Annotated in this window: 14 protein-coding genes; 10 read left to right on the top strand and 4 right to left on the bottom strand. The window is 27.9% G+C overall.

Going from position 1 to position 13,726, the window contains the following annotated elements:
- The 4 genes from Q1J76_RS12385 to Q1J76_RS12370 form a co-directional block, all read right to left on the bottom strand.
- The coding region (locus Q1J76_RS12385; protein WP_300370981.1) for a DNA cytosine methyltransferase at nt 1-224 on the bottom strand (224 nt) is incomplete at its 3' end.
- 158 nt (nt 225-382) lie between these two features.
- Entirely contained in the window at nt 383-3,577 is a 3,195-nt protein-coding gene (locus Q1J76_RS12380; protein WP_300370978.1) for an efflux RND transporter permease subunit, read from the bottom strand.
- Nucleotides 3,578-3,666: 89 nt separating this feature from the next.
- Nucleotides 3,667-5,121 (bottom strand): TolC family protein, encoded by a 1,455-nt coding sequence (locus Q1J76_RS12375; protein WP_300370975.1) that lies wholly within the window; start codon nt 5,119-5,121, stop codon nt 3,667-3,669.
- A gap of 54 nt (nt 5,122-5,175) precedes the next feature.
- Entirely contained in the window at nt 5,176-5,823 is a 648-nt protein-coding gene (locus Q1J76_RS12370; RefSeq protein ID WP_300370972.1) for a TetR/AcrR family transcriptional regulator, read from the bottom strand.
- A 352-nt stretch (nt 5,824-6,175) separates the two neighbouring features.
- On the opposite strand from Q1J76_RS12370, the gene Q1J76_RS12365 reads away from it, so the two are divergent.
- The 10 genes from Q1J76_RS12365 to atpG all read left to right on the top strand — a co-directional run bounded on the left by Q1J76_RS12365 (nt 6,176) and on the right by atpG (nt 13,707).
- Nucleotides 6,176-6,511 carry an STAS domain-containing protein gene (locus Q1J76_RS12365; RefSeq protein ID WP_300370969.1) on the top strand — a complete coding sequence of 112 codons (336 nt, stop codon included), beginning with the start codon at nt 6,176-6,178 and terminating at the stop codon, nt 6,509-6,511.
- 145 nt (nt 6,512-6,656) lie between these two features.
- Entirely contained in the window at nt 6,657-7,568 is a 912-nt protein-coding gene (atpB, locus tag Q1J76_RS12360) for a F0F1 ATP synthase subunit A (protein WP_300370966.1), read from the top strand.
- 43 nt (nt 7,569-7,611) lie between these two features.
- Nucleotides 7,612-7,833 carry an ATP synthase F0 subunit C gene (gene atpE / locus Q1J76_RS12355; RefSeq protein ID WP_300370963.1) on the top strand — a complete coding sequence of 74 codons (222 nt, stop codon included), beginning with the start codon at nt 7,612-7,614 and terminating at the stop codon, nt 7,831-7,833.
- 18 nt (nt 7,834-7,851) lie between these two features.
- Nucleotides 7,852-8,352 (top strand): F0F1 ATP synthase subunit B, encoded by a 501-nt coding sequence (gene atpF / locus Q1J76_RS12350; RefSeq protein WP_300370960.1) that lies wholly within the window; start codon nt 7,852-7,854, stop codon nt 8,350-8,352.
- A 40-nt stretch (nt 8,353-8,392) separates the two neighbouring features.
- Entirely contained in the window at nt 8,393-8,941 is a 549-nt protein-coding gene (atpH, locus tag Q1J76_RS12345; RefSeq protein WP_300370957.1) for an ATP synthase F1 subunit delta, read from the top strand.
- A gap of 21 nt (nt 8,942-8,962) precedes the next feature.
- A complete protein-coding gene (gene atpH, locus Q1J76_RS12340; protein ID WP_300370954.1) occupies nt 8,963-9,604 on the top strand; it encodes an ATP synthase F1 subunit delta in 642 nt (213 codons plus the stop codon).
- A 15-nt stretch (nt 9,605-9,619) separates the two neighbouring features.
- Nucleotides 9,620-11,119, top strand: a complete 1,500-nt coding sequence (gene atpA, locus Q1J76_RS12335) for a F0F1 ATP synthase subunit alpha (RefSeq protein ID WP_300370951.1) — start codon at nt 9,620-9,622, stop codon at nt 11,117-11,119.
- A 3-nt stretch (nt 11,120-11,122) separates the two neighbouring features.
- Nucleotides 11,123-11,956, top strand: coding sequence for a beta-1,6-N-acetylglucosaminyltransferase (locus tag Q1J76_RS12330; protein WP_300370948.1), 834 nt, complete (start codon nt 11,123-11,125; stop codon nt 11,954-11,956).
- On the top strand, nt 11,949-12,800 hold the full coding sequence (locus Q1J76_RS12325; protein ID WP_300370945.1) for a beta-1,6-N-acetylglucosaminyltransferase: 852 nt from the start codon (nt 11,949-11,951) through the stop codon (nt 12,798-12,800). The genes Q1J76_RS12330 and Q1J76_RS12325 overlap by 8 nt, the downstream gene beginning before the upstream one ends.
- 28 nt (nt 12,801-12,828) lie before the next feature.
- Nucleotides 12,829-13,707 carry an ATP synthase F1 subunit gamma gene (gene atpG / locus Q1J76_RS12320; protein ID WP_300370942.1) on the top strand — a complete coding sequence of 293 codons (879 nt, stop codon included), beginning with the start codon at nt 12,829-12,831 and terminating at the stop codon, nt 13,705-13,707.
- Nucleotides 13,708-13,726: the final 19 nt, after the last annotated feature.

Genomic DNA, 13,726 nt, shown 5'->3' with positions numbered 1-13,726 from the left:
AGTATATCATGTTTAGGTATTAGTTTTTCATCTATTTGAGTAATATCATCATCAGGAATATCGCCAAAATTTTTATAATATGTTTCTTTTGCAAATTTATCCCATTCATTTGAATAAACACATTTTGCTCCTATAGATTCTAAAGCTATTCTAAATCCGCCTATTCCTGCAAATAAATCTATAAATTTTTTATTTTCTAAAAGTTTATTTTCTATATTTATCATAATTATCTTATTATATTATAATTTATATATATTACAATTCAATTAAGATTTAAATAATAAAATTGTCAACAGTTATAAATAAAATAAAGATATAAGAAAGAAGTTAATAGACATTTTATCTATTAACTTCTTAAAATATTTTAAGTATAAATCATGTATTAATTAGTAGTTGTTATTGTAGTAGTAATCTCCTTTGAAGGGTTTTTCATTGGAGGAATTTTTATCAATTTTAAATCAAACATAATCATAAACATACAAGGTAAGAATATGAGTGTAAGTAAAGAAGCAAATAAAAGACCATAAGCCAATGCCATAACTATAGGAATAATAATATCAGCTCTTCCTCCTATACCATAAACAGTAGGTAAAAGTCCTACAACTGTAGTAACAGTAGTTAAGAATACAGGACGAAGTCTTTGTTTAGCACCTTCAACAATGGCTTTTGCTACACCTTTCTTACCTCCCTCAACACCTTCATCTATAAGTTTGTTAATCAAGTCAACAAGTATGATACCATTATTTACAACAACACCAGCCAAACCAATGATACCTACAACACCCATAAATGATAAAGGCATTCTATGAATAGCGAAACCTAATAATACACCTATCAAACCAAATGGAATGATTATCATAATCATGATAGGCTGTATAAATCTGTTTAACTGTAATAATAATACAATATATACAAATATGAATGCCATAGCAAAACTAAATAATAACTGCTTTAATGCTTTAATTGTTTCTTTAGCTTCACCACCAAATTCTAATTTTAATCCTCTATACTGTTTTGGGAAATCTTTAAATCTCTCTTTTACGGCACTCATAACTTTACGAGAAGTATTTTTTCCATATTCTATACCAGCTGTTATTTTTATTGTTCTCTCACCATTATAATGCTTTAAAGTTGCAAGTCCATTTGCAGTTTCTATTTTAGCTAAATTATGAAGATAAAGCAGTCTTCTGCTTGAGTTAGGTATTAGAAGATTAGTTAAATACTGAACATCATAAGTATATTTATCATCAAATACAACTCTGAAATTTAATTTATTTTCAAGCTCTTGTATATATGTAGCCTCTGTACCATAATAAGCTGTTCTAGCTTCATTAGCAACGGTAGCAACATCAACACCAAGTTCTGCTATTTTGTCATAATCTAGTATGATTCTTAATTCTTCTTTACCTATTTTATCATCATCATCAATATTGATAACGCCAGGAATAGTAGCTAAAAACTCTTTTATTTCATTTTTAGCCTGTTTAACTAATTCAGTTTTATTACCAACTATTTTTATATCAACAGCATCTCCTGGATCAACTGAACCTTTAGTATTCATACTAAATACTGGAACAGTTTCTCTTATATCAGTTTTATCCAATTCATCATTGATTAATACTACAAGTTCATCAGCAGTTCTTTCTCTCTCAGCAGCAGGTACCAAATAAACCATAATACCAGCCAAACTTCCTTTCTCTTCTGAAACTACTTCTTGGTCAACTTGCTTACCTACAAGTGAATATATAGATACTAATTCTTCAGGTTTAACAACTTTAGATATTGCATCTTCTATTTTTGTAATCTCTTTTGTTGTAACCTCTTTAGTAGTTCCTGTAGGCATTTCTATATTTATAACTATGGTATCTTCACTTGTATCGTATATCAATACGAAGTTTTTTAAGCTGCTTTGTGCTAAAAATATTGAAGCTATAAACATCGCTATAAAGAAACCTATAACTATATATCTTACATTTATTAATTTTTCTAATACAGCACCGAAAGGTATTTTCATTTTATCAAATAAAGCATCTTTGTCGAAATCAAGAGGATTTTTAAATTTCCTTTTCTTTTTAGGAGGCTTGTATGATTCGTATTTATCTTCTTTATCCTGCAATTGATTAGGAAGTATCAATATTGCCTGAATCATACTCATAACAAGTGTAAATATAACGATTTTAGGAAAAATATTCAATATTTTACCCATTATACCACTTATAGTAAGCATTGGGAAGAATGCGGCAACCGTTGTAAGAGTAGATGCAAGCATAGGCATTACAACATCGGAAACGGCAAGTCTTGTAGCTTCAAGTCCTTTATATCCAGCCTGCTTAAAATTGAATATATTTTCAGATACTACTATTGAGTTATCTACTATCATACCTAATACTGTAATAATAGCAGCCAATGACATTATATTAAAAGTAATTCCTGTTACCTGCATGTATATAAAACAAGAGAACATTGTAAGTATCATACCCAAGCTTGTAAACATAGCACTTTTGAAATCTAAGAATATAATCAAAGTTATAAATATGATTACAAATCCTTGTATAAGGTTTGAAGTTACTATATTTAATAGAGATTTTATAGTTCTAGAATTATCTCCCATAGCGGTAATTTGAATATTTTCAGGAATTAAATCAGCATTATCTCTTAAATATTTATTAACTACATCTATAGTTTTAAGAATATCCGCATTTTCATTTTTTACAACGGATAAAGAATAACCGGGAGTTCTATTTACTCTCATGTTTACAGTTTTTTCTTCAAATCCTGATTCAACATGTCCTATATCGCTTATTCTCACTCTCTGACCATTGAATGTAGATCGTATAACGGCATTACTTGCCTCTAATGGATCTTCAAATTCTCCGTAAGTTACAACAGTATTCTCTTTTCCTTTAGATTCCATATCCCCACTTGTAGCTCTTACATTTCTTACGCTAAGGGCATTAACTACATCGCTTAAAGCTATATAGTTCTTTTGCATTTTTATAGGATCTACATAAATTTTTATTTCAGGATCGGTTCTTCCATCTACTCTAATTTCACCAACTCCCTCAAGTCTTACAAGTTCATTTTCAAGAATTTTACTTACATCGAATAATTCTTTTTCATCGCCAGTCATACCGTCTTTAAAATGCACAGCTAAAGTATATATAGACCTTTTATTAGGGTTCAAGTCATAAGTTGTAACCTCTTCAACATCAGTCGATAAATCTGGAACATTCTGCATTTGTCTGAATACTTCATCTTTAACAGGCTGTCTGTTTGGTAAAGTTTCATCTAATGTTAGTATTATAATAGCTATATTTTCAATTATTGTAGCTTCATATTCATCTATACCAGCTATTCCCTGTAATTGTTCTTCTATAGGTATAACAGCATTCTGCTCTACATCTAGCGGAGTTGCTCCGGGATATGTTACTGCTATAAGCATTTTATCTAAATCTGTAGAAGGAATAGATTCTTTTTGTAAATTAAAATAGTAGTATCCTCCTACAAATAATATCGCCATTACTATTATATTAACAAGCATCGTTTTTTTGGCAAAAAATACTATAATTCTTTCCATATATTGCTAAATCTCCTGTTTTTATTTTAACTAAATTCTAGATTAATAATTAAAAACTTCTGCACTATTTATTTTTAATATTAAATAAATCATTCATAATCTATTGCAAGCAAAGCCCTATAATCAAATATAGTTGTTATAAACTCATACTGAAGATTAAGAAGTTCAGTTTGTGAGGCAACTAAATCTAATCTTGAAGTGAGTAAGTCATCAATCTCTAAACGCCCTTGATCTAATTTTTGAAGCTGAGTTGATATTCTCGAATTAATTGCTCTTATCTGCATTTGTTTGCTTGATATTAAATTTTTATAAGCATTAAATCTTAAAATATATGTTTGTAATTGAGTATTATAATCTTTCTCTAATTGATCATATTGAGCTATTATCCCGTATAATGAGTTTTGAGCCATTTGATACTGTGCTTTATTGGCTCTATTTCCTATAGGGTAAGAGAATTGTACCCCTGCAAAGAAATCAACATTAGTCATGCTTCCAAAAGACTGAAAATATCCGTCACTATTAGGGCTAAGTCCATTCAAACTAACATTTCCTACCAAATCCAAATTAGGTAATGTTCCATTTTTCATAGTTTCGAGAGTATATTCAGCTCTTATTTTTGACTGATATGCTATTTGTCCATTTATACTGTCAGAAAAACTTACAGACTCCATTTGCATATTGCTTCCCAAATCTAAATATGCATCCCAAGTAGTATGATCTGGTTTTATATTTGTTACAGGCATAAAAAAGCTTATAGTTGCCAAAAGGCTCTCTAAGAAAACCTTATTTTTAGCATAATAATCACTATATACCATAGTTTGAGTTCTTGCATTTTGATATGCATCATTATCTATAAGACCATTACTATATTTGTTTCTCATTTGATTTTCAAAACGTTTTGCTGTTATATACATATTTCTATAGTAATTAAGCAGTTTTTCATACATTATCCATTGATAATATATTTTTTGATATGCCACTACAACGCTTGCATCGTCTAATTTCCTTTGCAATTTTGCTATAGTTAGTGCATATTCAGCATCTTTTATAGGGTATTTGTCTAAACTACCAAAAAAGTTTCTTAATAAAGGCTGAATAACCTGTATAGTAAGAGAAGGCTGATAATTATTAAAATCTACTGGCGATTTTCCAGGATAATATAATTTTCCTCCCATAAATGAATTATGAGTTAAATTAACAGACCATATAGTTCCGCTATAAGATATTAAAGAACCTACACCTATACCAGCCTGTATTCCTGCAGCTTCCACTGTAGGAGCTACTGTTGTTGATGTCGTTCCTGCTGATAAACTTCCATATTTACCTACTGCCCCAAGCTTAGCCGATAAATTTACATCTCCTGAACTTTTTGCACTAAGTAAATTCATTTCAGCATTAGTTTCACCTACAGCATTTATTTTTAATTCAGGTATTTGATCTCTTATAGCTTCCATATAAGTAGCGTATGTTAATGTATTTGTTTGTCCGTATAAAAAAGTGATAGATATTATTAAACATAAAGCTATTTTTATAGTTATTTTCATTTATTCTCCTTATCACAATCAATAATATTCTTAAATTAATTATTTGAATAGTAGTTAATTTTTGAAACTATATTTATGAACATTTTGACTTCCAAGTAAAAGCAATAATGTTTTATATAGAGTATCAATCAAACTATCCAAATCTACATCCAAATCTTTTTTGTCTTCTTCGCCTTTGTAATAGTATAGTTTTCTATCCAAATCATAATATTTATTGAGTATCAATTCATTTCCTATTCCAGAAACTGCTACTATCATTTGCATGTAAATATCATGAGGTTTTATTATTGGTTTAAAATACTTTTCATCAATTTTTTCATCTATAAATATTAATAACTCCACAAACCAATAATTAAGTATAAGATTTTTATTTATATTATCTTTGAATGTTTGAAGTCTTTCTTTGTTATTAAAGAAAAAAGCCTGTAATTCAAACATCATTTTTCCAAATTCTTTTGCAGTTATGAAAAAAAACTGTCTAAAAGCATCAAATAGCTCAAATATAGCCTTTTCAGGATCATCTTCATATATATTAAGCAGTTCCTTAGGATTTACAGGAATATCGCTAGTATTTAAAAGTGATACTACTATCTTATCTATATTTGAATAATATTTGTAAACACCTCCTTGACTTAAACCCGATTCTTTAATGATATCCTTCATAGTTACACTATAAGCAGGTTTTCTTTGAAAAACTCTCATCGCTGCCTCTAGTATTATCCTTTTTTTGTTCTCAAAATATTCTTGATTTACTTTTGGCATTGTTTTTTTGATTGTCACCTCTATTTGAAAAATTAATAGAAAAATAAAAACGACATATATGTCATTTTTATTTGTGAAGTAAATATTATTATAATTATTTTTTATTGTCAATATATTTTGTATAGTAAAATTTACATTTTTTTCATACAATTAATTAAACTCTATAAAAAAGTTGTTCTATATAATACATTTAATACATAAAATATTTGTTATTGACTATTGTAAATATTTTTATTTAGGTTAATATTAAAATATTATGTAACTTCAATATGATTTGAAAATGGAGTTTTTTATGGAAGTAAATATTAAAGAGTTAGAAAATAATACAGTTGTATTAAAGCTAGATGGGGACATTGATGTTTATAGCTCATCTGATTTGAAAGATTCTATTTTTTCTCAAATAGAATTTGGGGCAAAGAGGATAATAGTGGATATGGAGGATGTTTATTATATAGACAGTAGCGGAATTGGCATATTTATTTCGGCACTTGGAGTATTTAAAAAGGTAAATGGTAAGATATGTTTTGTAAAAGTTACAGATCCTGTGAAAAAAGTATTCGAACTTACTAAAATAAATAGTTTTTTTCCTATATTTACAAGCGAAACAGAAGCTTTGGAAAATTTTTAGTTAACTATAAGTTTAGATTAAATTTTAACTAAAATAAAAAAATAAAATACAATATTATAGTTGATTTTTTATTTAATAGTTATAAAATTATTTAAAATAAGTGAAAGAGTTTATTATTTTACATATAAGGTAGTAATTATTAATTATGATTAAAGGATTAATTTGGTTAAGAAAATTTTTTGTATTAACCTTGATATTGAGTTCATTATTTTCAGTTAATATTCTCTACGGTGCTGAAAATATAAATGATTTTATAATGGAAGAGATAACAGATAATACAGCTCATCCATTTTTTACAATTCCAATTAATGTCGGAAATTATATAAACTTTGATTTAAAAATAACAAAGCATATTATATTAGTAACTTTAGCTGGTATATTATCAGTTTTAAGTATGAAATATTTGGCACATAAATTGAAATGTCCTTTTAAAAGACCTACATATTTGCAAAGTATATTAGAAGGTATTATAGATTATATGAATAAAGATGTTATAGGTGCTACTTTGGGAGAAGAAGGTAAGAAATATGTACCTTTTTGTATGACAATATTTTTATTTGTATTATTTTCTAATATATTGGGACTTATTCCAGCCGCTATTAAATTTCCTACAGAGGACGGACATTATTCATATTTGGCAGGAGGACTTGGAGCAAATATAGGTTTTACATCTGCGATAGCTATAATAGTATTTATCGTATATGTTGTTGCTGGTATAAAAAAGAAAGGTATTATTAAATATTGGGTATCTTTAGTACCTAAAGGTCTTCCAATACCATTAATACCTATAATATGGGTATTAGAGTTTATTACTTTATTTAATAGGGCATTTGCTCTTGCTATTCGTTTATTTGCAAATATAACAGGCGGACATATTATGATGATAGTTATACCGTATTTAATTATTATGTCTGGAACATTATTGGTTTCGCCTTTTGCAGTGCTGTTTTTAGGTTTTATATATGTGCTTGAAATGTTTGTATCAGTTTTGCAAGCTTACATATTCTCATTATTATCTGCAGTTTATATTGGAATTGCTATTAGTGATGAGCATTAATTATAATAAATTAAAAAAATTTTAATAAAAGGAGATTGAAAAAATGGAACTTTCTATATTAGGAGCAGCAATTGGAGCAGGACTTGCCGCTATAGGAGTTGGTTTAGGAATAGGTTTTATAGGTTCAAAAGCAGTTGAAGGTATTTCCAGACAGCCTGAAGTTTCTGGTAAAATACAAACGGCTATGCTTATAGCAGCCGCACTTATAGAGGGTGTTGGTTTATTTGCTTTAGTTATTTGTATTCTTGCATTATTTACAAAATAATAAAAAATTGGGGGAATTATGGCACTTTTAAAAATAGATCCAGGTATTATTATTTGGACTTGGGTCACATTTTTACTAGTTCTTGCTATATTAGGAGCTTCTACTTGGAAGATCATATTAAAAGGGTTGAATGCACGTGCTGATAAGATACAGGAAGATTTGGAAGAAGCTGAAAAAACTAGGGAAAATGCAAAGAAATCTTTAGCAGCTTATAGAGAGCAAATCGATAATGCCAAGGCTGAGGCTAGTGCTATCATAGAAAATGCTAGAATTGAAGCTAATAGGGTAAGAGAGAAAATTATTAATAATGCTAGAGAAGAGGCTGATGTTAATAAAAATAAAATTATGTCTGAAATAGATAGATCTAAAGAAGAAGCTATGAATAGTGTAAAGAAAGAGGCTTTAGATATTGCGGTTGTTATGGCTGAAACTATTTTGAAAAGAAACATCAATAAAGATGATAATCAGGCTTTAATTAATGAATTTATTAATAATGTAAATAAAGATATTAAAAAATGATTAATATTAATTTTTTAGTATTTAGGAAGTAGATGATTTTATGAAAGATAGTGATAAATTACAAATATTAAAACCAACAGCCAATGCTATATTTGATATAGCAAAAGATCTTGGAATGATTAAAGAAATATATAATGAGCTTTCAGAATGTTCAAAATTATTTCAAGATGATGAAATTAAAAAATATTTTTTTGATAAATTAATTTCAAAAAAATATAAAAAAGAATTGATAGATAAAAGACTAAAACCAATACTTTCTAAAGAAACTTATACTTTTATATCTATATTAACAGAACATGACAGTATAGATGTACTTCCTGATATTACTGAGCTATATAAAGAAATAGCAGATGATTATAATAATATAATTAGAGTGCGTATAGTTACTGCAGGTCCTATCGATAATAAAACAAAAGAAGATATTATTCAAACTATTAAATGTTTTTCTAATAATGAAATATCATGTGAAACTCTTATCGATGAGAGTATAATAGGCGGAATAATAGTTTATATCGGTTCTATAGTTTATGATTACAGTATAAAAAAACAAATAGATTTACTACAAAACAAATTTACATATGGTAATTAAATAAACATTATAGGAGTTAATATGGATTCTATTGCTGATAATATTTTAGGAGATCTCAAAAAAGAGATCCTTAAAGAGATTACCAGAGAAAAAGCAAGTAGATTTACTTGTATAGTAAAGAATGAATCTAGTGCCAAAAACTATGCTAAAGCTATGTTTGATGTTGCTTCAGATAGCGGTAAAATAGAAACTGTAAAAAGTGATTTGAATATAGTTTACTCTTCTTTACTTGTTGATAATGATATATATGAATTTTTTAAATCTAGTTTTATAGATGGTAATTTAAGAATGCGTATATTAAAAAAAATATATACGGGTAATATATCAGAAGAAACATTTAATCTTATTTCTATCTTAATAGAAAGGGATATGATTAATATTTTATTCGCTATAATAGTAGAATATGAAAACCTATGTAATGAGTATTATAATATAATAGTAGTAAAAATTACAACTGCATCTGATATTAGCGATACAGATGATATGCAAAAACTTAGAGATCATATTATAAAAATGATTTCGGATAAAGATGTACATTTTACTTATGGTATAGATAAAAATATTATAGGTGGGGTTGTAATAGAAATAGAAGATGTTGTTTATGATTATAGTGTAAGAAGGCTACTTACTGAATTAAAATCTTCTGTTTCTGAGAATAATTGATAATGGGGAAATGTTATGAATATAAAAGCTAGTGAAATTGCAGCGGTTCTTAAAGATGAGATTAAGAATTATAAAGCTGATTTTACACCTAATGAAGTAGGAGTGGTTGTAGAGGTTGGAGATGGTATAGCTAGGATTATAGGACTTCCGCATGTTATGTCCAATGAGATGATACTATTTGAAAGTGGCACTGTTGGAATTGCTTTCAATTTAGAGGAAGAAACTATAGGGGCTATAATTTTAGGTAATTATTATGGAATTAAAGAAGGCAGTAAGGTAAGCAGACTTAAAAGGATATTAGAAGTTCCTGTAGGAGAAGCTTTATTAGGAAGGGTTATTAATCCTTTAGGTGTTGCTATAGACGGACATGGGGAAATAAATACTGATAAAAAAAGAGTGATAGAATTTCCAGCTCCTAGTATTGCTGACAGACAGGCGGTAAAACAGCCTCTTCAAACAGGTGTTAAAGCAATAGATTCTATGACTCCTATAGGAAGAGGACAAAGACAGCTCATTATTGGAGATAGAGGTACTGGTAAAACTTCAATAGCTCTTGATGCTATAATCAATCAAAAGGATTTTGGAGTTATATGTATATATGTAGCTATAGGTCAAAAGGCTTCTACGGTTGCTGGCGTTGTTGAGACTTTAAGACAGCATGGAGCTTTGGAATATACTATAGTTGTGGCAGCTACTGCATCAGATTCTGCATCTCTTCTTTATATAGCACCTTATGCAGGATGTGCTATGGCTGAATATTTTATGTATGAGCAGAAAAAAGATACTTTGATTATATATGATGATTTAAGTAAACAGGCTAATGCATACAGACAAATTTCTTTGCTTTTGAGAAGACCTCCGGGAAGAGAGGCTTTTCCGGGAGATGTTTTTTATTTGCATTCAAGACTTCTTGAAAGAGCAGCTAAACTTAGCGATGAATTGGGAGGTGGTTCTTTAACAGCACTTCCTATTATAGAAACTCAGGATAATGAGGTATCAGCATATATTCCTACTAATGTTATTTCTATTACTGACGGACAGATATATTTGCTTACTAGTTTATTTATGAGCGGGGTTCGTCCTGCAATTGATGTAGGTATATCAGTTTCTCGTGTAGGAGGAAATGCTCAGACTAAAGCTATGAAAAAGGTTGCTGGTACTTTAAGACTTGATCTTGCTTCCTATAGATCTTTAGAGGCATTCTCTCAATTGGGTATTGGTCTTGATAAGGCTACTTTGGCACAATTAGATAGAGGTGCTAAAATGGTTGAGCTTTTAAAGCAGAAACAATATAGTCCTATACCTTTTGAAGAACAGGTTATTGTTATATTTGCTGCTACTAAAGGATTTTTGGATAATATTGAAGTTAATAGAGTTCATGAATTTGAATGGAGATTACTTCAGTATATGAGAGCAGATAAACAGAATATACTTGATGATATTAGAGAGAAAAAAGATATAGAAGATATAGACGGACTTTATAAAATCATAGAAGAGTTCAAATCAAAATTTTAATTTATGAGTAAGATTTGTTTTTTAATTTTGGCACATAAAAATCATAATCAAATTATGAGATTAATTAATTATATTAAAAAAGATTTTGATATTTATGTGCATATAGATAAAAAGAGTAAAGTAAATATTAAAAGTTTTGATAATGTTAAAATTTATAAAGAAATGGTAACATATCATGGAGATATAAGTTTAGTAAAAGCTTCTTTATTTTTACTTAGAGAAGCTTTTAAGAATAATCATGACAGATATCTTTTTATAAGCGGTCAGGATATACCATTAAAAACTAATAGGGAAATAATAAATTTTTTTAATATTCATAAGGATAAAGAATTTATATCATATGAAAATATAAGAAATAATGATCATATTTATAATGAAATGTCTTTTAGATTAAATACATATAATTTTGGAAAATTATACAGATTGATTTTACATAGAAAGATTAGGAAGTTTTTATCAGATTTAGCTATTATAAAACGAACTACTCCAGAAAATATATATTATGGATCTCAGTGGTGGAATTTAACAAATAATGCTGTTAAATATATATTGGATTATGATGAAAATAATCCAAATTTTCTTAAGAGATTTAATTATACTTGGGGAAGTGATGAGTTTTTTTTTCAGTCTATATTATTAAACAGTCCATTTAAAGATAATTGTGTAAATGATAATTTAAGATATATTGTTTGGAATGGAGGAGCACCTTTAAATTTAAAAATTAAAGATTATGATTGTATTAAAAATAATATCAATAATAATATATTTGCCCGTAAGTTTGATGAAACTATTGATAATGATATAATAGATAAATTATATGAGGATATCAATGAGTAAAATTTGTTTTTTGATACTAGCACATAAAAATCAAAATCAGTTAATGAGATTGATTAATCATCTTAAAAAAGATTTTGATGTTTATGTACATATTGATAAAAATAGTAACATTGATATTTCCTCTTTTGATAATGTGAGAATTTATAAAAAAATTAGAGTGTGTTATGCTGAAATTACACAAATTATTTCAACATTATTATTACTTAAAGAAGCGGTAAAAAATAATTATGATAGATATTGTTTTATTAGTGGACAAGATATACCTTTAAAAAATAATGAGTATATAAATGATTTTTTTGATAGAAATTTTGATAAAGAATATATAAGTTATTCACAAGTTAATAGTTTAGAGGATAATAAAGTTTTTAATATTGAGCTTTATGATAGAATTTTGTATTATAATTTTGAAGGTTTTAGTAGAAAATTATTACATAGTTCTATTAGAAATTTTGTATCAGATTTAAAAATAATGAACAAACACATTCAATATAATATATATTATGGGTCATCTTGGTGGAATTTAACAAATTTAGCAATTAAATATATATTAGATTATTTAAATGAAAATAAACATTTTATAAAACAATTTAAAAATGTTTGGGGTAGTGATGAGTTTTTCTTTCAGTCCATACTTCTTAATAGTAAATTAAAGAATAACTGCATAAATGATAATTTAAGGTATTTATATTGGGCTTATGAAAAAAGTTCTTCTCCAAAAACATTTACCATTGATGATTATAATAATATAAAGGGCTATATGGGAGAGTGTATATTCTCGCGTAAATTTGATGAAACTATTGATAATGATATAATAGATAAATTGTATAAAGATTTAGAAAATTAAAAATTTCTAATGATTTGGAGTTTTTATTATGGCAGAGAAACTTAATGTACTAAAGGCAAGGATTAAGGCTGTATCAAGTACACATAAAATAACTAAAACTATGGATATGATAGCACGTTCTAGAACTGCTAAAATTTTAGCCATAGAACAGGGAATGCGTCCTTTTACCCAGAAATTAAATAGAATAGTAGAAGAGCTTTCCCATTCAGATATGGATCATGTGCATCCACTTCTTGCTCCAAAGAAAAAAATAACAAATATAATACTTTTTGTTGTAACTTCTTCAAGAGGGTTATGTGGTTCTTATAACACTAAAGTATTTGATGAGGCTATGGAGAGAATAAGACATCATCATAGGCATGGAAGAGAGGTTCAACTTCATGTACTTGGTAAGAAGGGAGAGGTTTATTTTGAAAAGCAGGGTATACCGATAGCGAGAAAATATCCTCGTATAGATGAAGAATCCACTTTTGATGATTGTGCTACTGTGGTGCAGCGTTTCATGCATGAATATGCTGTAGATAATGCTTCTAGGGTAGAAGTTATTTATACAAGATATTATACTAGGGTTGTACATATACCTAAAATTAAAAGTTTGATTCCTATGATACCTGATGAGGAAGATATAGAAGGTCATAAAATCAAGAAAAAATTAGAGTATGTTATTGAGCCTAATGTAGAAGATGTACTTAAAGAAGTTGTGCCTATGGCTATTAAAACTTACTTTTATTTTATGCTTACTAGTTCTTTCTTATCTGAAAATGCCGAGAGAGCTATTGCTATGAGAAATGCTACAGATAATGCTGAGAGGCTTATATCAGATCTTAAGAATAAAGCTAATAGAGCAAGACAAGAACATATTACTAATGAACTTCTTGATATTATAGGTGGTTCTGAGGCTTTATAATTTTTTAAGAATTTAAATA

This window comes from Brachyspira sp., from assembly GCF_029258575.1.
Lineage (GTDB): Bacteria > Spirochaetota > Brachyspiria > Brachyspirales > Brachyspiraceae > Brachyspira.
This window is presented reverse-complemented; position numbering and strand designations above follow the sequence as displayed.

Excerpts from the sequence above, each read along its gene's own strand:
- atpH (WP_300370957.1), top strand. The coding sequence starts at position 8,393 with ATGAAAGATAGTGATAAATTACAAATATTAAAACCAACAGCCAATGCT.
- Q1J76_RS12375 (WP_300370975.1), bottom strand. The coding sequence starts at position 5,121 with ATGAAAATAACTATAAAAATAGCTTTATGTTTAATAATATCTATCACT.
- Q1J76_RS12365 (WP_300370969.1), top strand. The coding sequence starts at position 6,176 with ATGGAAGTAAATATTAAAGAGTTAGAAAATAATACAGTTGTATTAAAG.
- atpF (WP_300370960.1), top strand. The coding sequence starts at position 7,852 with ATGGCACTTTTAAAAATAGATCCAGGTATTATTATTTGGACTTGGGTC.
- Q1J76_RS12325 (WP_300370945.1), top strand. The coding sequence starts at position 11,949 with ATGAGTAAAATTTGTTTTTTGATACTAGCACATAAAAATCAAAATCAG.
- atpE (WP_300370963.1), top strand. The coding sequence starts at position 7,612 with ATGGAACTTTCTATATTAGGAGCAGCAATTGGAGCAGGACTTGCCGCT.
- atpG (WP_300370942.1), top strand. The coding sequence starts at position 12,829 with ATGGCAGAGAAACTTAATGTACTAAAGGCAAGGATTAAGGCTGTATCA.
- atpA (WP_300370951.1), top strand. The coding sequence starts at position 9,620 with ATGAATATAAAAGCTAGTGAAATTGCAGCGGTTCTTAAAGATGAGATT.
- atpB (WP_300370966.1), top strand. The coding sequence starts at position 6,657 with ATGATTAAAGGATTAATTTGGTTAAGAAAATTTTTTGTATTAACCTTG.
- Q1J76_RS12380 (WP_300370978.1), bottom strand. The coding sequence starts at position 3,577 with ATGGAAAGAATTATAGTATTTTTTGCCAAAAAAACGATGCTTGTTAAT.
- Q1J76_RS12330 (WP_300370948.1), top strand. The coding sequence starts at position 11,123 with ATGAGTAAGATTTGTTTTTTAATTTTGGCACATAAAAATCATAATCAA.
- Q1J76_RS12370 (WP_300370972.1), bottom strand. The coding sequence starts at position 5,823 with ATGAGAGTTTTTCAAAGAAAACCTGCTTATAGTGTAACTATGAAGGAT.
- atpH (WP_300370954.1), top strand. The coding sequence starts at position 8,963 with ATGGATTCTATTGCTGATAATATTTTAGGAGATCTCAAAAAAGAGATC.